Source organism: Pseudomonas congelans (assembly GCF_900103225.1).
In the GTDB taxonomy this organism is placed as follows: domain Bacteria; phylum Pseudomonadota; class Gammaproteobacteria; order Pseudomonadales; family Pseudomonadaceae; genus Aquipseudomonas; species Aquipseudomonas congelans.
Window position 1 is genome coordinate 96,193 of record NZ_FNJH01000004.1, and the last position, 19,022, is coordinate 115,214.

Consider the following 19,022-nt stretch of genomic DNA (forward strand, 5'->3'; position numbering starts at 1 on the left):
GTTAGCGTGGCACCACTGGCTTGCGCTTGGGCGGTTTGGTGCCTTTGCCTTTGGCTGCATCCATGCGTTCCTTGGCGGCCTGCTTGTTGCGCGCCATTGCGGCAGCCTTGGCCTCTTCGCGCTTGTCCCACGGCTTGCTGCCATCGCTTCCACGTGGCGGCAGGCCGGTGTGCTGGGTCTGGATCAGCGTGGTCTTGGCATTTTTTGCAACCTTGTGGCTGCCCGCCGGCGTCGAGTTCTTGCGGCGCGCACTCTGGTAGCTGTCAGTCGCCGGCTGATGCAGCGGAATCAGTTGATCCTTGCCCGGCCCGATCAGATCGGCACGGCCCATGCGCTCCAGTGCCTCACGCAGCATCGGCCAGCCTTTCGGATCGTGATAACGCAGGAAAGCCTTGTGCAGGCGACGCTGCGCTTCGCTCTTCACGATGGTGACCGCATCGCTCTTGTAGGTGACCTTGCGCAGCGGGTTCTTGCCCGAGTGGTACATGGCCGTGGCCGTGGCCATCGGCGACGGGTAGAACGCCTGCACCTGGTCCGCACGGAAACCATTGCCCTTGAGCCACAGCGCCAGGTTCATCATGTCTTCATCGGTGGTGCCCGGGTGGGCGGCGATGAAGTAAGGAATCAGGTACTGCTCCTTGCCGGCTTCCTTGGTGTACTTCTCGAACATGCGCTTGAACTTGTCATAGCTGCCAATGCCCGGCTTCATCATCTGGTTGAGCGGACCTTCCTCGGTGTGTTCCGGGGCGATCTTCAGGTAACCACCTACGTGGTGGGTGACCAGTTCCTTGACGTACTCCGGCGACTCGACCGCAAGGTCGTAGCGCAGGCCGGAGGCGATCAGGATCTTTTTCACGCCCGGCAAGGCGCGCGCGCTGCGATACAGCTGGATCAGCGACGAGTGATCGGTATTCAGGTTCGGGCAGATGCCCGGGAATACGCAGGACGGCTTGCGGCAGGCCGACTCGATCTCCGGGCTTTTGCAGGCGATGCGATACATGTTCGCGGTCGGCCCGCCCAGGTCGGAAATGACCCCGGTAAAGCCCGGCACCTTGTCGCGGATTTCTTCGATTTCGCGAATGATCGACTCTTCAGAGCGGTTCTGAATGATCCGCCCTTCGTGCTCGGTGATCGAGCAGAAGGTACAGCCGCCGAAGCAGCCACGCATGATGTTCACCGAGAAGCGAATCATGTCGTAGGCGGGGATCTTTTCCTTGCCGTACGCAGGATGCGGGACGCGCGCATAAGGCATGCCGAACACGTAGTCCATTTCTTCAGTGGTCATCGGAATGGGCGGCGGATTGAACCAGACGTCCACCTCGCCATGCTTCTGCACCAGTGCGCGAGCGTTGCCCGGATTGGTTTCCAGGTGCAACACGCGGTTGGCGTGGGCATACAGCACAGCGTCGTTACGGACTTTTTCCACCGAAGGCAGGCGGATGACCGTCTTGTCGCGGGTCATGCGCGGGCTGGCAAGAATCTGCACCACCTTGGCTTCGTTGGGGTCCTCGACGTTGCCTTTTTCCTGCTCGATGGCGCAGGCCTCGGTGTCCTGGGTGTTGACGTACGGGTTGATGATCTTGTCGACCTTGCCCGGACGGTCGATACGCGTGGAATCGACCTCATACCAGCCCTGCGGCGTGTCACGGCGAATGAACGCCGTACCGCGCACGTCGGTGATGTCTTCGATCTTGTGGCCGTAGGACAGACGCTGGGCGACTTCGACAATCGCACGCTCGGCATTGCCGTACAGCAGGATGTCGGCGCAGGCGTCGATCAGGATCGAGTTGCGAACCTTGTCCTGCCAGTAATCATAGTGCGCGATGCGGCGCAGCGAAGCCTCGATACCGCCCAGCACGATCGGCACATGCTTGTAGGCTTCCTTGCAGCGCTGGCTGTAGACCAGGCTTGCGCGGTCCGGACGCTTGCCGGCCATGCCGCCAGGGGTATAGGCGTCATCGGAGCGAATCTTCTTGTCCGCGGTATAGCGGTTGATCATCGAGTCCATGTTGCCGGCAGCGACACCGAAAAACAGATTCGGCTCGCCGAGCTTCATGAAGTCGTCTTTGGACTGCCAGTTGGGCTGCGCGATGATCCCGACCCGAAAGCCCTGGGACTCGAGCAGACGACCGATGATCGCCATGCCGAAAGACGGGTGATCCACGTACGCATCACCGGTCACGATAATGATGTCGCAGGAATCCCAGCCAAGCAGATCCATTTCTTCCCGGCTCATGGGCAGGAAAGGTGCTGGTCCGAAACATTCGGCCCAGTACTTGGGATAGTCAAATAACGGCTTGGCTGATTGCATGTTCAGGACCTACGTTTGCACGTTGGAAAAATCGCGGGCGCGGAATATAGCACATTTTTTGATCAAGTCCGACCACGGTGGTCGGATTTGATGGGCTCGACCCGAACTCAGTCGTCGTCGAAGTTGTAACTGCCCGGCGCCAGGTTCTCGAAGCGCGTGTATTTGCCGATGAACGCCAGGCGCGTGGTACCGATGGGGCCGTTACGCTGCTTGCCGATGATGATCTCGGCAATGCCCTTGTGCTCGGTTTCCGGGTGGTATACCTCGTCCCGGTAAACGAACATGATCACGTCGGCATCCTGCTCGATCGCTCCGGATTCCCGGAGGTCGGAGTTGATCGGGCGCTTGTTGGGACGCTGCTCGAGGGAGCGGTTGAGCTGCGACAGGGCAATCACCGGGCAATTGAATTCCTTGGCCAGCGCTTTCAACGAGCGCGAGATCTCGGAAATCTCGTTGGTACGGTTATCACCGCTGGAGCCGGGGATCTGCATCAACTGCAGGTAGTCGATCATGATCATGGCGATGTCGCCATGCTCACGCACGATCCGCCGTGTCCGCGCGCGCATTTCCGAGGGGCTGATACCGGCCGTGTCGTCGATGAACAGTTTGCGGTCATTGAGCAGATTGACCGCCGATGTCAGACGCGGCCAGTCATCGTCATCAAGCTGGCCCGCCCGCACCTTGGTCTGGTCGATACGCCCCAGCGAGGACAGCATACGCATGATCAGCGACTCACCTGGCATCTCCAGCGAGTAGACCAGTACGACCTTGTCACTGCGCAGCACCGCATTCTCGACCAGGTTCATGGCGAAGGTGGTCTTACCCATCGACGGACGTCCGGCCACGATGATCAGGTCGGAGGGTTGCAGCCCGCTGGTCTTCTCATCGAGATCGGTGTACCCGGTCGACAGGCCGGTAATGGCGTTGTCGCTGTTGAACAGCGTGTCGATACGGTCGATGGCCTTGGTCAGCAGGTCGTTGACGCTGACCGGGCCGCCGGTCTTGGGGCGCGCTTCGGCGATCTGGAAGATCTGCCGTTCAGCCTCGTCAAGAATCTCTTCGGCAGTCCGGCCTTCGGGGTTGAACGCACTGTCGGCGATTTCGGTACTGATGCCGATCAATTGCCGCAGCGTGGCCCGGGCCCGGACGATTTGCGCATAGGCCTTGATGTTGGCGACAGAAGGCGTGTTTTTCGCCAGCTCACTGAGGTAGCCCAGGCCGCCTACTTGCGAGGTCTGCCCTTCCTTGTCCAGCTGTTCAGCCAGGGTGACCACGTCGATCGGGCTGTTCTGATCGGCCAACCGGGCGATGGCGCGGAATATCAGGCGGTGGTCATGTCGATAGAAATCACCATCGGAAACTTGATCGAGCACCCGCTCCCAGGCGTTGTTGTCCAGCATCAGACCACCGAGTACAGCCTGTTCGGCCTCGATGGAATGGGGCGGCACCTTCAGGGCAGCGGTTTGCAGATCGTATTGTTCGGGGGCGGAAATATCGTTCATGGCCACTTCAATTCGAGGTTTGCAGAATGGGGATGGCACAAAGACAAAGGGCACGACCTGTGAACAGGATCGTGCCCGATGTTAATCCTCTGACGGCAATGCCACCAGACGATTACGTGTTGCTTAAGCAGCCACTACGACAACGCGTACGGTTGCTTCTACGTCGCTGTGCAGGTGCACGGCTACGTCGAATTCACCAACGTTGCGGATAGTGCCGTTCGGCAGACGAACTTCGCTTTTTGCAACTTCAACGCCAGAGGCGGTCAGTGCATCAGCGATGTCGTGGGTGCCGATCGAACCGAACAGCTTGCCTTCGTCACCAGCGGTGGCAGTGATAGTCACTTCCAGCTCAGCCAGTTGGGCAGCGCGAGTTTCGGCAGATGCTTTCTTGTCTGCAGCCAGTTTTTCCAGCTCGGCACGACGCTCTTCAAACGCAGCCACGTTGGCAGCGGTTGCAGCGGTTGCTTTGCCGTAAGGCAGCAGGTAGTTACGACCGTAACCGGCCTTAACGTTTACTTTGTCGCCCAGGTTGCCCAGGTTGGCGACTTTTTCCAGAAGGATCAGTTGCATGTGGAAATCCTCTTAACTTTTAACCTTCACCGTTCGCAGGGCCATTGCCGGAATCTTTCGAGCTCCGGCGACCGCGAAAATCAATCAGGCTGTCGACAATGGCAATTACCACGAGCAACGGATAAATCAGCTGCATGAACACCAGCAGCGTGATGTACATCCCCACCAGCCAGAACCTGGACAGACGCTTTTCAGCGACCAGTCCGTGAATCAGGGCCAGGCCCGCAAAGACCAGCGGTACGCTGCACAGCGGTGTAAGCATCGCTATCTGCGGACCGAAATTCGGCCCCACCAGCATGCACACCACCAGCACCAACGCAGGCGCCAGCGGGAGTTTCACGGCGCGAAACTCACGCCCGAAACCACCAGGGTTGTACATCATCGCTTGCCAGTACCGCCCAAGAATCAGGCACAGCACACTGACGATTTGCAGCACAGCCGCTATCAGGCCATTCAGGACGGGTGCAATCAGCGCCCCCAGACGCGCTCGCTCTTCTACGTTCAACTGCTCGTAGAGCCCGGCCAGCATTGTCGGCAGATGTTTCTGCAACTCCTGCGACATTGCTTCCAGAGGTTCGCGAAAAACCGTGCCCAGAATTACTGCATACACCACACCCAACGCCACGCTGACCAGCAGCACGCGGACCCAGGACTCGCTGGCACGCAAAACCATTGCCAAACTCAGTGAACCGGCCAGCACCATGGCTGTACGAGGTTCACCGAAATACCACCAGACCAAGGCCGGCAGCAGAGCCCAGGACAGGACACCAACGGCATCACTGAACCCGCGTCGCAGGAGCACAAGGCACCCTGCGGCAGCACTCAACCAGAACAACAGCGGCAATGCCGCACATCCAGCCACTACGAGAGTGGCCTGCATACGGCCGCGCATGATGAATTCAGCCAGGGCACGCATGCTTTCTATCCTTTGTTACGTTTTGTCGACTACCTGGTCTCAGCGGCCGTGGCTGTCGGTGTAGGCCAGCAGGGCCAGGAAGCGGGCACGCTTGATAGCGGTGGCCAGCTGACGCTGATAACGTGCTTTGGTACCAGTGATACGGCTTGGAACGATTTTGCCGGTCTCGGATACGTAGGCTTTCAGAGTGTTGAGATCTTTGTAATCGATCTCTTTGACGTCTTCAGCGGTGAAGCGGCAGAATTTACGACGACGGAAGAAACGTGCCATGTAATTGGCTCCTCAAAAGGTCCGTGGATTACTCGTCAGCGTTATCGCTAACGTCGCTGTTGTCGCCGTCATCGCCATCGGCGCTGTCGGAGTGCTCAGGACGGTCACGACGCTCACGGCGCTCACTGCGGTTCTCTTCAGCCTTGAGCATCTCGGACTGGCCAGTTACGGCTTCGTCGCGACGGATGACCAGGTTACGGATCACAGCATCGTTGTAACGGAAGTTGTCTTCCAGCTCGGCCAGAGCCTTGCCAGTGCACTCAACGTTCAGCATCACGTAGTGAGCCTTGTGAACATTGTTGATTGCGTAAGCCAGTTGACGACGGCCCCAATCTTCCAGACGGTGGATTTTGCCGCCGTCTTCTTCGATCAGCTTGGTGTAACGCTCTACCATGCCGCCGACTTGCTCGCTTTGATCCGGGTGGACCAAAAAGATAATTTCGTAATGACGCATGAATGCTCCTTACGGGTTGTAGCCTGCCGCTCAAATAGCGGTCAGACAAGGAGTGAATGACACTGTTGGTCTTGCTCAGGGACAGGCACATGCGCACCTGCCGTGACAGCAAGGGGCGCAATTGTAGAGAAGGGTCGAGGGAGGCGCAAGGCAATTGGTGAATTAATGAGCAGATCGCAAGGCGCGACCTGCTCACTCTGGCCCGGCGCCGAAATCAGGCCTTTTTGCCGGCAGCCTTGACACTGCGCTGACGCAGCGCTTCGAACAGACACACGCCGGTCGCGACCGACACGTTGAGGCTGCTGACACTGCCCGCCATCGGCAAGCGCACCAGATAATCACAATGCTCACGGGTCAGGCGACGCATGCCCTTGCCTTCGGCACCCATGATAATGATGGTTGGCCCGGTCAGATCCTGCTGATACAGCTCGACCTCGGCCTCGCCCGCAGTACCGACCACCCACAATCCGCGCTGCTGCAGTTTTTCCAGCGTGCGCGCCAGGTTGGTCACCGCCACCAGCGGGATGACCTCGGCGGCACCGCAGGCGACCTTTCGCACGGCTGGCGTCAGGGTTGCAGACTTGTCCTTGGGCACGATAACAGCCAGCGCACCAGCCGCATCGGCGGTACGCAGGCAGGCGCCGAGGTTGTGCGGATCGGTCACGCCATCCAGCACCAGCAACAACGGCGAGCCTTCACTGCGATCCAGCAGCTCGTCGAGCATTGCCTCGCCCCAGACCTGACTCGGGCTCACATCGGCAACCACGCCCTGATGCACGCCCTCGACCCAGGCATCCATTTCGCGGCGCTCGGCCTGACCGATGGTCACGCGATTCTCGGCTGCCAGCGCCACCAGCGTCTGGACGCGAGGGTCATTACGACCCTCGGCCAGCCAGATGTGCTTGACGCGTTTCGGATGATGACGAAGTAACGCTTCTACGGCGTGAACGCCGTAGATTTTTTCCAGCTGACTCATGACTTGGCCTTGGGTTTACGAGCGCCACTGCTTTTCGCAGTTGGCGCGGAGCCCGTCTTTGACGAGCCTTTACGGTGTTTGCTGGCCGGCTTGCCCGATGAAGGCGCAGAGCCCGACCTGTCAGACTTTCCCGACGATGCCTTGCTACCACCCTTCGCGTCTGCCAAAAGCGCTTTTTTCAGCTCGCGGCTCTTACGCACTTCGGCGTTCTTCGCAGCGGCATCGCTCGGGCGATACGCTTCGGGGCTGCTTTCCTTGGTCGAAGCGCTACGGCGTCCGGACTTGGCAGGCGCCTTGTCCTTTTCAGCCGTGGTGGTGGCAGCAGGTGCCGCGGTGTCATTACCACGACGCTTGCGAGCCGTCGGCTTTGCAGCCGCTGCCGCTTCGGAGATCTCGAAATCGATCTTGCGCTCATCCAGATCGACGCGCATGACCCGCACTTCAACGGTGTCGCCCAGGCGGAAGTTACGCCCGGTACGCTCCCCGGCAAGGCGGTGGTGCAGCGGATCGAAGTGATAGTAGTCACCCGGCAAGGCGGTCACGTGGACCAGGCCTTCGACATAGATGTCGGTCAGCTCGACGAACAGACCAAAGCCGGTTACAGCGGTGATCACGCCCGGGAACGACTCGCCCACGCGATCCTTCATGTACTCGCACTTGAGCCAGTTGACCACGTCGCGCGTGGCCTCGTCGGCACGGCGCTCGCTCATTGAGCATTGTTCGCCCAACTGGTCGAGCAGCGCGTCGTCGTACGGGTAGATGCGCGCCTTCGGAATCGTCGCAGCACCAGCACGACGAACGTGCGGCGTATCCTGCTTGGAGCGAATGACGCTGCGGATCGCGCGATGGGTCAGCAGGTCCGGATAACGACGGATCGGCGACGTGAAGTGCGTATACGCTTCGTAATTCAGACCGAAGTGACCGTTGTTGTCCGAGCTGTAGACCGCCTGACTCAACGAACGCAGCATCACGGTCTGGATCAGGTGGTAGTCAGGACGATCGCGAACGGTTTCAAGCAGCGCCTGATAATCCTTCGGCGTCGGACCTTCCTTGCCCTTGTGCAGCGTCAGACCCAGCTCACCGAGGAATGCGCGCAGTTTTTCCAGGCGCTCTGGCGGCGGACCATCGTGGACGCGGTACAACGCAGGAATTTCATGTTTCTTCAGGAACTGCGCAGTGGCCACGTTGGCGGCCAGCATGCATTCCTCGATCAGCTTGTGGGCATCATTACGAGTGGTCGGACGGATTTCGGCAATCTTGCGCTCGGAACCGAAGATGATCCGGGTTTCCTGAGTTTCGAAATCGATCGCACCGCGCACATGACGCGCGCCCAGCAATACCTTGTACATGGCATAAAGCTGCTTGAGGTGCGGCACCACATCGCCGTATTCGCCACGCAGGCTCTTGGCTTCAGCGGTTTTCGGCTGTTCCAGAATCGTGCTGACCTTGTTGTAGGTCAGGCGAGCGTGGGAGTGGATGATGCCTTCGTAGAACACGTAGTCAGTCATCTCGCCGGTCTTGGAGATGGTCATCTCGCAGACCATGGCCAGACGATCGACATGCGGGTTCAGCGAGCACAGGCCGTTGGATAATTGCTCAGGCAGCATGGGCACGACGCGCTCGGGGAAATACACCGAGTTGCCGCGCACCTGGGACTCGGCATCCAGGGCCGAACCGATCTTCACGTAGCTCGATACGTCGGCAATCGCCACGTAGAGTTTCCAGCCACCGGAGAACAAACGCAGTTTGCCCGGTTTGGCTTCGCAATAGACCGCATCGTCGAAGTCGCGAGCATCTTCACCGTCGATGGTCACGAACGGCAGATGGCGCAGGTCAACGCGGTGTTCCTTGTCCTTCTCTTCGACTTCCGGCTTGAGCTTGGCAGCCTCTTTGAGCACAGCCTCGGGCCACACGTGCGGAATGTCGTAGGTACGCAGCGCGACATCAATCTCCATGCCGGGCGCCATGTAGTTGCCCACCACTTCGATCACGTCGCCTTGCGGCTGGAAGCGCGGCGTCGGCCAATGGGTGATTTTCACCTCGACGAACTGGCCGATCTTGGCGCCGTTGTTACGGCCCGGCGTCACCAGCACTTCCTGCTGGATTTTCGGGTTGTCGGGCACCACGAAGCCGATGCCGCTTTCTTCGAAATAGCGACCCACGATGCTTTCGTGGGCACGAGAGATCACTTCGACGATCACGCCTTCGCGACGACCACGGCGGTCAAGACCGGAAACGCGAGCCAGCGCCCGGTCACCGTCGAACACCAGACGCATTTGCGCCGGGCTCATGAACAGGTCATCGGAGCCGTCGTCAGGTACCAGGAAGCCGAAGCCATCGCGATGCCCGGAGATGCGACCCAGGATCAGGTCAAGCTTGTCTACCGGTGCATAAGTGCCGCGACGGGTGTAGATCAACTGGGCGTCACGCTCCATCGCCCGAAGGCGGCGGCGCAGAGCCTCGAATTGGTCTTCGGTGGTCAGGCCGAACTCTTCGACCAGTTGCTCGCGACTGGCCGGCGAACCGCGCTCGGCAAGATGCTGCAAGATCAGCTCGCGGCTGGGAATAGGGTTTTCGTATTTTTCCGCTTCACGAGCGGCCTCGGGATCGAGGGACTGCCAATCGGCCATTAGATAGTTTTCACCTTGTATATATAGGGGTTAGTTTGGCATAGACCTCATGAAACGGGAAATTTCACGCTCAATGCACCCAACAAAAAGCCTGTTCAACCCCGCTGAAACACCCGAAATACGCCGTCCGCGATTTTTTTCGAGTTTTTTTCACTGGCAGGCTTTACAGTCCAAAAGGCGCTCCGTATAGTGCGCGCCATCGACAGGTTGATGCCTGCCGATACTGCCCAGATGGTGAAATTGGTAGACACGCCAGCTTCAGGTGCTGGTGACCGCAAGGTCGTGGAAGTTCGAGTCTTCTTCTGGGCACCAATTCAGGCAACAGACTACAACAGTCTCAAGCCTCACAAAAACCCGCGAAAGCGGGTTTTTGCATTTTCAGGGTTTTGATTATTAAATCAAAACAGGGGTTTACAGAGTAAAACGATCGCCGTATAGTGCGCCCCATCAACGGCGTACACGCTGCTGATGCTGCCCAGATGGTGAAATTGGTAGACACGCCAGCTTCAGGTGCTGGTGACCGCAAGGTCGTGGAAGTTCGAGTCTTCTTCTGGGCACCAATTCAAAAAAACCGAGCCAATGGCTCGGTTTTTTGCTTTCAGACTCCCGAAAGCTCTCCTCCTGCAGACAGTGCAGCGCCACATTTGCAGCGCCGCACATGGTGCTCAAGCCCGAAATTGCCCCAGGCTCGCCTTCAATTGTGCAGCCAGCCCATCGAGCACCTTGCCGCTGGCAGTCGTCTCGACCACCGCCTTTGCAGCACGCTCGGCCTGAGCATGGATCACCTCTACCCGACCACGCACCGCCTGGGCACCTTCAGCCTGATGAACGGCCGCCTTCGTCGCCAGACCAATGGCCGCATGCACCTGCTCCACCGAGGCCTGCACCGTCTGCTGTCGCTTGGCGCTGTCGCGCAGCACTTCCAGACCTTCCTTGGCCTGGCGTCCGGCGATGCCGATGGCAGCGACCGCCTCTTTCGCGCCGCGCTGCAAGGCCACGATGTGCTCCTGAATATCGCCCGTCGAGCTTTGTGTCTTGCTGGCCAGCGCACGCACTTCGTCAGCCACCACGGCAAAGCCTCTGCCCGTCTCGCCTGCGCGAGCCGCTTCGATGGCTGCGTTCAACGCGAGCAGGTTGGTTTGCTCGGCAATACCATGAATGACTTCCAGCACCACCTCGATCTGCTGGCTTTGCTGCGCCAGACGCTCGATCACTTGCGCCCCCGTCTCGACCTGCCCGGCCAGCGCTTCGATCAACCCGCCAACCTGACTGGAAGTACGGGTGTTTTCATCGGTTGCCTGTTTGATATCGATCACCTGACGCAGGGCTGCCTGCATCGCATGGCTTTCCGACTGCGCCTCGTCGGCCATCTGCTCCAGCGCTTTCAGGCTGGCCGCCACTTCGTCCCGCTGCAATTCGGCTGCGGCATCAGCGCCGGCATTGCGCTCACTCATGACACCGATTTCCTGCCCGGTGCGCTGCGCCACCTCGCCAGCCTCGCGGACGATAGGTTGCAGCTTGTCGATGAAGCGGTTGACCGCGGCCGACATATCGCCAATCTCGTCATTACTGTCCAGCTTGACGCGCTTGGTCAGATCGCCCTCACCCGCCGCCAGGTCATTGAGTGCCGCGATCAACAGATGCAGCTTGCTGACAACCCGACGCCCGAGCACCACCGCCAGCAACAGCAATACGCACAGGCCGACCAGCGCCAGCCCCATGCCGATGCGCCAGCGCAGCGTTTCGGCAGCCTCCTGAACCGCCACACGCGTATTGGCGGTCATTGCCACACCCGCCGCCTGAGCCGACTGCAGACGCGTGCGCAGAGCGGTCGAGCTGTCTTTCGAGGCGCTGGCAAGGCTCTCAGACACCAGTTGCTCGCCACTGGTGATCAGGGTCGCGAAACGCTTGTCCAGGGCGGCAAGATTCTCCTCGACCGTCGCCGTGGACACACCCATGCGCACTTTGCCGATCTCCACACCGTTGGGGCTGATGGATGCTTCGACGTAATACACGGAAGGATCGTTTTTCGCCGCATTGAGGACTTTGTCCATCGCCCGCTCGCCTTCGCCCTTGGCCAAAAGGGCCTTGACCAGCGGATTGTCGCGGTTCATGTAACGCGTAAGGTGTTCACCTGCGGCGTCGTCATAGACAACGAACAGTACGTTGGGATTGCGCTGCGCACGGCGTGCGAATTCGGAAAGCGTTGGAGTGTCGTTGTCCCACATGGCTCGCGGGGCAACGGCGGCCAGCAGTTCGGCCATGTCGGTCGCGGACTCGCGAAGGTCTTTTTCCAGCGTGGCACGCAGTTGAGCCTGCTCGTCCTTCAGGCGGGTAGAGAGTCCGACGCTGAGGCGCTGACGAGTGCTGGCTGACAATGCATCGAGGCTCGATGTCACTTCGCTACTCGCCGATTCCAGCTCTGAGGAAAGATGTTGCGAATCTACCCCCAGGCGGTTGGCGAGATCAGCCTCGAGCGCAGTGACCGTGCTCCGGGTAAGCGCAACCGCCACCACCACCTGCACCAAAAGGGCGATGCCCAGCGCGATGAAGACTGGACGCAACAAACGACTTTGCAAAAGAGATAAGACAGCAGACACAGGAGAATCCCTCCACCCTCAGCGCCATTAAAATGATGGCACTTTTCTGTCATCTTTGTAGCAAGCGCCGTGCCGTGACACAAGTCTCACTTTTGCGAGCGTCCCTGCCCCCGGCGCGAAAACAAAAAAGGGCCGCACATGCGACCCTTTTTGGCACAGCCCGGTGACGTATCAGCCGAACGGATGACGCAGCACGATGGTTTCGTTGCGGTCAGGACCGGTCGAAATGATGTCGATAGGCGCGCCGACCAGCTCTTCGACGCGCTTGATGTAAGCGCGAGCGGCAGCAGGCAGCTCTTCGAGGGTCTTGGCACCCAGCGTGGATTCGCTCCAGCCTGGCATCTGCTCGTAGACCGGACGCAGGCCCAGATAGCTGTCGGCGTCGGTAGGCGCGTCGATGACGGCACCCTCTTCGTTCTCGTAGCCCACGCAGATGTTGATGGTTTCCAGACCGTCGAGTACGTCCAGCTTGGTCAGGCACAGGCCCGAGATGCTGTTGATTTCGATGGCGCGACGCAGGATGACGGCGTCAAACCAGCCGCAACGGCGTGCGCGACCGGTGGTGGCACCGAACTCATGGCCACGCTTGGCCAGGAAAGCACCGACGTCGTCGAACAGCTCTGTTGGGAACGGACCCGAACCCACGCGTGTGGTGTAGGCCTTGGTGATGCCCAGGATGTAATCCAGGTACATCGGACCAAAACCGGAACCGGTGGCAATGCCGCCCGCAGTGGTGTTGGAGCTGGTGACGTACGGGTACGTACCGTGGTCGATGTCCAGCAGCGAACCCTGGGCACCTTCGAACATGATGTCCTTGCCGTCGCGACGCATCTCATGCAGCGCAGCGGTGACGTCGAGCATCAGCGGCTTGAGCATGTCAGCGTATTCCATGCACTCGTCGAGCGTCTTCTGGAAGTCGATGGCAGGCTCTTTGTAGTAATTGACCAGCACGAAGTTATGGTAGTCGAGCAGCTCGCCCAGCTTGGCGGCGAAACGCTCGCGATGGAACAGGTCGCCGATGCGCAGACCGCGACGTGCAACCTTGTCTTCGTAGGCCGGGCCGATACCACGACCGGTGGTGCCGATCTTGAACTCGCCGCGGGCCTTTTCACGCGCCTGGTCGAGTGCCACGTGGTACGACAGGATCAGCGGGCAGGACGGGCTGATGCGCAGACGCTCGCGCACCGGAATGCCTTTCTCTTCCAGCTTGACGATTTCGCGCAGGAGCGCGTCGGGAGCAACCACCACACCGTTACCGATCAGGCACTGCACGCCTTCGCGCAGCACACCGGACGGAATCAGGTGCAATACGGTTTTCTCACCGTCGATCACCAGTGTGTGGCCGGCGTTGTGGCCACCCTGATAGCGAACCACGGCGGTAGCATGTTCGGTCAGCAGATCAACGATCTTGCCTTTGCCCTCATCACCCCATTGAGTGCCCAGGACTACGACATTCTTACCCATAACACTTGTCCTCATTCACGCAAACTTGGTGCCGGCGGCGGCCGGCAGGAATACTCAAGAAGCCAGCGGCATTACCTGCCAGTGCTCGCCATGCTGAATCAATTGCCGGTCACAGTCGGCTTCACGCGCGGCGCTCGCCTGCTGCCCAGGCAACGCCTGAACCACACGCTGACCTTCACTGCGCAACTGGCAAACCCTCTGCCAGAGTGCCGCATCCGTACTGTCCGGCACCCAGATACCACCAGACGGTAAGACGATTTCTGCCTGCCCCAGGGTTACCAGGGTTTTCAGGTCGGTGGAAAAGCCGGTCGCCGGACGGGCACGACCGAAGTCGGCACCGATGTCATCGTAACGACCGCCCTGAGCGATCGACTGGCCCACGCCCGGCACGAATACCGCGAACACCACACCGGTGTGGTAGTGGTAGCCGCGCAGCTCGCCGAGGTCAAAGTACAGCGGCAACTGCGGGAAACGCACAGCCAGACGCTCGGCGATCGACAGCAGGTCATCCAGCGCGGCCAGCACTGGCGCAGGTGCGCCGGCCAGACGATCGCGTGCGGCGTCGAGCACCTCACGACCACCGCACAGGTCGACCAGTGCACGCAGCATGGCGGCCAGCTCTTGCGGCAGATCGGCGGTGAGGGCAATCACCTCATCAATGGCCTTGCGCTGCAGCGCATCGAACAGCTGCTGCTCGACTTCACCCGACAGGCCGGCGGCGCGCGCCAGACCGCGATAGATACCGACATGCCCGAGGTCCATGTGCACATCCGGCACATCGGCCAGTTGCAGCATGGCCAGCATCAGGCTGATGACTTCGACGTCGCTGCTCGGGCTCGCATCGCCGTACAACTCGGCACCCAGTTGTATCGGGCTGCGCGAGGACGACAGCGCACGCGGCTGGGCGTGCAGAACGCTGCCCGCGTAGCACAGACGGCTCGGGCCTTCACGTTTCAGGGTGTGAGCATCGATGCGTGCAACCTGCGGCGTGATGTCGGCGCGAAAGCCCATCTGCCGGCCCGATTGCGGGTCGATAACCTTGAAGGTGCGCAGATCCAGATCCGAACCCGCGCCAGTCAGCAGCGACTCGAGATACTCGATATGCGGGGTGACGACAAACTCATAGCCCCAGCTCTGAAACAGATCCAACACCTGACGGCGCGCTACTTCAATGCGCGCCGCTTCCGGTGGCAGTACTTCTTCGATGCCATCTGGTAGCAGCCAGCGGTCGACCGTTGCCATTACGCCATTCCCCTGTGATCCAGGCGGCCAGCCTACAGGCCGGCCTTGAGTGAAGCAGAAAGTGGTGCGCCGTATGACGGGCACGACAAATGCCCGAGACAGGCCTTGCAGACCACTTTCCTCGAAAAATCTTGCCGCGTTCAAATTCAGATACGGCCAATCAATCGTGCAGACGCAAAAAAGCCGGGAATTTCCCGGCTGCCGCATGATACACACGTTTCACCGTACGTTCACCCCACCGGGCGGTTTTGCCGCCCGGCGGGTGATTAATTACGGCTTGGCTTTTTCCATGTAGCGAAAGAATTCGCTGTTCGGATCAAGCACCATCACGTCGCTCTTGTTCGCAAAGCTTTCGCGGTAGGCACGCAGGCTGCGATAGAACGCGTAGAACTCCTGGTCCTGACCATACGCCTTGGAGTAGATCGCGGCAGCCTGGGCATCACCATCACCACGCGCTTCTTCCGACTCGCGATAGGCTTCGGCCAGCAGCACACGACGCTGACGATCGGCATCGGCACGGATGCCTTCAGCCAGCTCGTTACCCTTGGCACGGTGTTCGCGCGCTTCGCGCTCACGCTCGGTGCTCATACGTTCGAAAACGCTGCGATTCACTTCCTTCGGAAGATCGATGGCCTTGACCCGGACATCGACAACTTCGATACCCAGCTCTTTCTCGGCCATGCGGTTCAGCGAACCGGTGATATCTGCCATCAGCGCGTCTCGCTCACCCGACACGACTTCGTGCAGGGTGCGCTTGCCGAACTGGTCACGCAGACCGGATTCCAGACGACGCGAAAGACGTTCGTCGGCGATCTGCTTGAGGCCGGAAGTCGCGGTGTAGAAACGCTCCGCATCCTTCACACGCCACTTGGCGTAGGCATCGACCATGACCGCTTTCTTTTCCAGCGTCAGGAAGCGTTGGGTCGGTGCATCGAGGGTCAGCAAACGACCATCGAACTTGCGCACCTGGTTCACGTAAGGAACCTTCACATGCAGACCCGGCTGAACGTCAGCCTGGACCACACGACCGAATTGCAGCAGGACCGCACGCTCTGTCTGGGACACGATGTAGAAGCTGTTCCAGGCAATGACAGCCAGTATCACGCCAACAATGAGGGCGATCAGCGATTTGTTACTCATCAGCGAGTCTCCCTGGTACGTACTTCACCACGCTGCTGAGCCTCATTCGCACGGGCGGCGGCAGCAGCAGCGGCAGCATCATTGGCCGACTGCGATGGCGTACCTGCATTGGAGCCATTGGCGGTACCGCTGCGGCTGCTCTCGATCATCTTGTCGAGCGGCAGATAAAGCAGGTTGTTCTGCCCCTTGTCGCCGGTCACGAGAACCTTGCTGGTGTTGCTGAAGACTTCCTGCATGGTGTCCAGATACAGACGCTGGCGGGTGACTTCAGGTGCCTTGCGGTACTCGGCAACCAGTTTGGTAAAGCGATCCGCCTCACCCTTGGCACGCGAAACCACTTCATCGCGGTAACCGTTGGCATCTTCGAGAATACGCTGAGCCTGACCACGGGCTTCCGGGATCACACCGTTGGCGTAGCTTTCAGCCTGGTTACGTGCACGCTGCTCGTCTTCACGGGCGCGGATCACGTCATCGAAGGCTTCCTGCACTTCACGCGGCGCGGCGGCGCTCTGTACGTTCACCTGGGTCACGGTGATGCCGGTGCGGTAGGTATCGAGGAAGCGTTGCAGACGCTCCTTGATTTCGCTGGCCATCAGTTCACGGCCTTCAGTCAGTACCTGGTCCATCGCCGTGGAACCCACGACATGGCGCAACGCACTTTCAGTCGCGTGCTGCAGGCTGATTTCAGGCTGGTCGACGTTCAGCACGAACGCCTGAAGATCACTGATCTTGTACTGCACGGTCAGCGGCACTTCGACGATGTTCTCGTCTTCGGTGAGCATCTGGCCCTGCTTGCTGTAGGCACGCTCGCGAGTCACGTTCTCCATGTACTTGCGATCGAACGGCGGGAAGTAGATGTTAAGGCCCGGCCCCACGGTCTCGTGGTACTGACCGAAACGCAGCACGACAGCCTGCTCTTGCTCGTCAACCACATAGATAGCGCTGTAAAGCCAGAAAGCGACGAGTACGACAAGCCCAATGCCGAGCAGACCAAGGCCACCGCCCTTGCCTGAACCGCCACCACTGCCGCCGCCATCGCTGCCGCGTTTGTTACCGCCGCCGAACAACCCCTTCAGGCTTTCCTGCAGCTTACGGAAGGCCTCGTCGAGATCAGGTGGTCCCTTGCGGTCGCCGCCACGGCGTTTGCCACCCCAGGGATCTTGATTATTCGAGTTGCCACCCGGCTCATTCCAAGCCATAGCGCTCTCCATCTGATAAAGCAAAGACGCGCCCGCGGCGCGCCGACCAATGCTACAGAATGCTCGGGAAAGCCGTACAACGGCTTTCTCGTGCTTTTATTGCAAAGTGTGTTGCTCGATGAACTCCAGCGGCTGCAATCCTTCGCGACTCACCAGTCGATTGAGTTCAACGCGCGGCAGTCGTACGGCCAACACGCTGGCACCTTCCTCGTCATGCGTTTCGCTCTGCACCGCACCCAGTTCAAAGAACTGGGCACGCAGCCGGGCAAGACTTTGAGGCAGAAGCAGCGTGCCGACGAACAGGTCATCGCCAAGCAATTCGGCGATAGCCTGTTTGAGCAGATCAAGCCCTCGACCATCACGGGCAGAAACCCAGACACGCTGCGGCTTGCCGTCGGCATCACGCTGTATCTGAGGCTCTACACCTTCAAGCAGATCGAGTTTGTTATAGACCTCGAGGATCGGCAAGCCCTCGGCACCGATCTCGCCGAGCACCGCCATGACCTGTTCGATCTGTGACATGCGATCGGGCTCGTGGGAGTCGATCACATGCAGCAGTAGATCGGAGTTGCTCGATTCTTCAAGCGTCGCGCGAAAAGCCTCGACCAGCTTGTGCGGCAGGTGGCGAATGAAGCCCACGGTATCCGCCAGCACGATAGGACCCAGGTCGTCGAGCTGCAGACGACGCAGGGTCGGATCGAGCGTGGCAAACAGTTGATCGGCCGCGAACACATCCGAATCGGTCACCGAGTTGAACAGGGTCGATTTGCCGGCGTTGGTATACCCCACCAGTGAAACCGATGGAATATCCGCACGACGACGCCCGCGACGGGCCTGATCCCGCTGGCTGCGAACCTTCTCCAGCCGTCCCTTGATCTGCCGCAGGCGAACCCGCAGAAGACGTCGGTCGGTTTCGAGCTGGGTTTCACCCGGACCGCGCAGGCCGATACCACCTTTCTGTCGCTCAAGGTGAGTCCAGCCACGGACCAGACGAGTACTCATGTGCTCAAGCTGGGCCAGTTCGACCTGAAGCTTGCCTTCGTGAGTACGCGCCCGCTGCGCAAAGATATCGAGAATCAGACCGGTGCGATCAAGCACACGACACTCGAAAACGCGTTCGAGGTTGCGTTCCTGACTGGGCGTGAGGGTGTGATTGAAGATGACCAGATCGGCTTGTTCGGCCTTGACCTGATCGCGAAGCTCTTCGACCTTGCCAGAGCCGATCAGATATTTGGCCGAAGGCCGATGACGCGGCACGTTGATAAACGCAACGGTATCGGCACCGGCCGAGATGGCCAATTCCTGAAACTCCTGCGGATCTTCGCGCGCCTCAGGGTCCTGACCATCCAGATGAACGAGAATTGCACGTTCACCACCACTGTGGCGCTCAAAGAACAAGGCAGACTCCTATCAGGCGTTACCTGGCTCGGCGTCCGCGCCGTCAGCGTCTGTAGCGCTTGGCAAACGAATCGGGCGAACCGGTACGACGGTGGAAATAGCGTGTTTGTAGACCATCTGGCTGACCGTGTTCTTCAGCAAAATGACGAACTGGTCGAAAGACTCGATCGTACCCTGCAGCTTGATACCGTTGACCAGATAGATCGATACCCCGACCTTCTCTTTACGCAAGGTATTCAGGTAAGGGTCTTGTAGCGAATGCCCTTTTGACATGTGCCGCACTCCTTTAAGGATCAATAAAATAATAAATCGAATTCGATTAGCTTGACCGGCCACCCCCCAAGGATAGA

The 19,022-nt window shown here is 59.6% G+C and carries 15 protein-coding genes and 2 tRNA genes; 2 read left to right on the top strand and 15 right to left on the bottom strand.

The genetic code is table 11. The annotated features are described in order from the left end of the window. Position 1: 1 nt before the first annotated feature. From BLR20_RS15215 to rnr, 8 genes are all read right to left on the bottom strand, one after another. A complete protein-coding gene (locus BLR20_RS15215; RefSeq protein ID WP_025990818.1) occupies positions 2-2,311 on the bottom strand; it encodes a YgiQ family radical SAM protein in 2,310 nt (769 codons plus the stop codon). A 107-nt stretch (positions 2,312-2,418) separates the two neighbouring features. Further along, complete coding sequence (gene dnaB / locus BLR20_RS15220) at positions 2,419-3,813, bottom strand: replicative DNA helicase (protein ID WP_003317209.1); 1,395 nt, start codon at positions 3,811-3,813, stop codon at positions 2,419-2,421. Between the two features lie 123 nt (positions 3,814-3,936). After that, the gene (gene rplI, locus BLR20_RS15225; RefSeq protein WP_003317208.1) at positions 3,937-4,383 is read right to left on the bottom strand and encodes a 50S ribosomal protein L9; all 447 of its coding nucleotides are present in this window, start codon (positions 4,381-4,383) and stop codon (positions 3,937-3,939) included. 19 nt (positions 4,384-4,402) lie between these two features. Beyond that, positions 4,403-5,299, bottom strand: coding sequence for a YybS family protein (locus tag BLR20_RS15230; RefSeq protein ID WP_054994382.1), 897 nt, complete (start codon positions 5,297-5,299; stop codon positions 4,403-4,405). Between the two features lie 39 nt (positions 5,300-5,338). Next, entirely contained in the window at positions 5,339-5,569 is a 231-nt protein-coding gene (gene rpsR, locus BLR20_RS15235; protein ID WP_002551829.1) for a 30S ribosomal protein S18, read from the bottom strand. A 28-nt stretch (positions 5,570-5,597) separates the two neighbouring features. Then, complete coding sequence (rpsF, locus tag BLR20_RS15240) at positions 5,598-6,023, bottom strand: 30S ribosomal protein S6 (protein WP_002551828.1); 426 nt, start codon at positions 6,021-6,023, stop codon at positions 5,598-5,600. A 214-nt stretch (positions 6,024-6,237) separates the two neighbouring features. After that, positions 6,238-6,999, bottom strand: coding sequence for a 23S rRNA (guanosine(2251)-2'-O)-methyltransferase RlmB (rlmB, locus tag BLR20_RS15245; RefSeq protein WP_003317206.1), 762 nt, complete (start codon positions 6,997-6,999; stop codon positions 6,238-6,240). Further along, on the bottom strand, positions 6,996-9,629 hold the full coding sequence (rnr, locus tag BLR20_RS15250; RefSeq protein WP_054994381.1) for a ribonuclease R: 2,634 nt from the start codon (positions 9,627-9,629) through the stop codon (positions 6,996-6,998). Before rnr ends, rlmB begins: the two co-directional genes overlap by 4 nt. A 225-nt stretch (positions 9,630-9,854) precedes the next feature. Here rnr and BLR20_RS15255 point away from each other — a divergent pair. Beyond that, positions 9,855-9,941, top strand: a tRNA-Leu gene (locus BLR20_RS15255). A gap of 161 nt (positions 9,942-10,102) precedes the next feature. Beyond that, positions 10,103-10,189, top strand: a tRNA-Leu gene (locus BLR20_RS15260). 105 nt (positions 10,190-10,294) lie between these two features. Here the strand turns inward: BLR20_RS15260 and BLR20_RS15265 are convergent. From BLR20_RS15265 to hfq, 7 genes are all read right to left on the bottom strand, one after another. Continuing rightward, the gene (locus tag BLR20_RS15265) at positions 10,295-12,229 is read right to left on the bottom strand and encodes a methyl-accepting chemotaxis protein (RefSeq protein ID WP_054994380.1); all 1,935 of its coding nucleotides are present in this window, start codon (positions 12,227-12,229) and stop codon (positions 10,295-10,297) included. Positions 12,230-12,400: 171 nt separating this feature from the next. Beyond that, on the bottom strand, positions 12,401-13,693 hold the full coding sequence (locus BLR20_RS15270) for an adenylosuccinate synthase (RefSeq protein WP_003366319.1): 1,293 nt from the start codon (positions 13,691-13,693) through the stop codon (positions 12,401-12,403). Positions 13,694-13,747: 54 nt separating this feature from the next. Further along, positions 13,748-14,935 carry an ATP phosphoribosyltransferase regulatory subunit gene (locus BLR20_RS15275; RefSeq protein WP_010439864.1) on the bottom strand — a complete coding sequence of 396 codons (1,188 nt, stop codon included), beginning with the start codon at positions 14,933-14,935 and terminating at the stop codon, positions 13,748-13,750. Positions 14,936-15,205: 270 nt separating this feature from the next. Further along, positions 15,206-16,075: a protease modulator HflC gene (gene hflC, locus BLR20_RS15280; protein WP_003393535.1), complete on the bottom strand. Its 870-nt coding sequence runs from the start codon at positions 16,073-16,075 to the stop codon at positions 15,206-15,208. Next, complete coding sequence (hflK, locus tag BLR20_RS15285; RefSeq protein ID WP_054994379.1) at positions 16,075-17,274, bottom strand: FtsH protease activity modulator HflK; 1,200 nt, start codon at positions 17,272-17,274, stop codon at positions 16,075-16,077. Before hflK ends, hflC begins: the two co-directional genes overlap by 1 nt. A gap of 96 nt (positions 17,275-17,370) precedes the next feature. After that, on the bottom strand, positions 17,371-18,672 hold the full coding sequence (gene hflX / locus BLR20_RS15290) for a ribosome rescue GTPase HflX (RefSeq protein ID WP_002551820.1): 1,302 nt from the start codon (positions 18,670-18,672) through the stop codon (positions 17,371-17,373). A gap of 12 nt (positions 18,673-18,684) precedes the next feature. After that, positions 18,685-18,945, bottom strand: a complete 261-nt coding sequence (hfq, locus tag BLR20_RS15295; protein ID WP_002551819.1) for an RNA chaperone Hfq — start codon at positions 18,943-18,945, stop codon at positions 18,685-18,687. Between the last annotated feature and the right edge of the window lie 77 nt (positions 18,946-19,022).

Bases quoted from the DNA above. Each gene is read 5' to 3' on its own strand.
- dnaB (WP_003317209.1), bottom strand. From the start codon at position 3,813: ATGAACGATATTTCCGCCCCCGAACAATACGATCTGCAAACCGCTGCC.
- BLR20_RS15275 (WP_010439864.1), bottom strand. From the start codon at position 14,935: ATGGCAACGGTCGACCGCTGGCTGCTACCAGATGGCATCGAAGAAGTA.
- hfq (WP_002551819.1), bottom strand. From the start codon at position 18,945: ATGTCAAAAGGGCATTCGCTACAAGACCCTTACCTGAATACCTTGCGT.
- BLR20_RS15230 (WP_054994382.1), bottom strand. From the start codon at position 5,299: ATGCGTGCCCTGGCTGAATTCATCATGCGCGGCCGTATGCAGGCCACT.
- rpsF (WP_002551828.1), bottom strand. From the start codon at position 6,023: ATGCGTCATTACGAAATTATCTTTTTGGTCCACCCGGATCAAAGCGAG.
- rlmB (WP_003317206.1), bottom strand. From the start codon at position 6,999: ATGAGTCAGCTGGAAAAAATCTACGGCGTTCACGCCGTAGAAGCGTTA.
- BLR20_RS15270 (WP_003366319.1), bottom strand. From the start codon at position 13,693: ATGGGTAAGAATGTCGTAGTCCTGGGCACTCAATGGGGTGATGAGGGC.
- hflK (WP_054994379.1), bottom strand. From the start codon at position 17,274: ATGGCTTGGAATGAGCCGGGTGGCAACTCGAATAATCAAGATCCCTGG.
- rplI (WP_003317208.1), bottom strand. From the start codon at position 4,383: ATGCAACTGATCCTTCTGGAAAAAGTCGCCAACCTGGGCAACCTGGGC.
- BLR20_RS15215 (WP_025990818.1), bottom strand. From the start codon at position 2,311: ATGCAATCAGCCAAGCCGTTATTTGACTATCCCAAGTACTGGGCCGAA.
- rnr (WP_054994381.1), bottom strand. From the start codon at position 9,629: ATGGCCGATTGGCAGTCCCTCGATCCCGAGGCCGCTCGTGAAGCGGAA.
- hflC (WP_003393535.1), bottom strand. From the start codon at position 16,075: ATGAGTAACAAATCGCTGATCGCCCTCATTGTTGGCGTGATACTGGCT.
- rpsR (WP_002551829.1), bottom strand. From the start codon at position 5,569: ATGGCACGTTTCTTCCGTCGTCGTAAATTCTGCCGCTTCACCGCTGAA.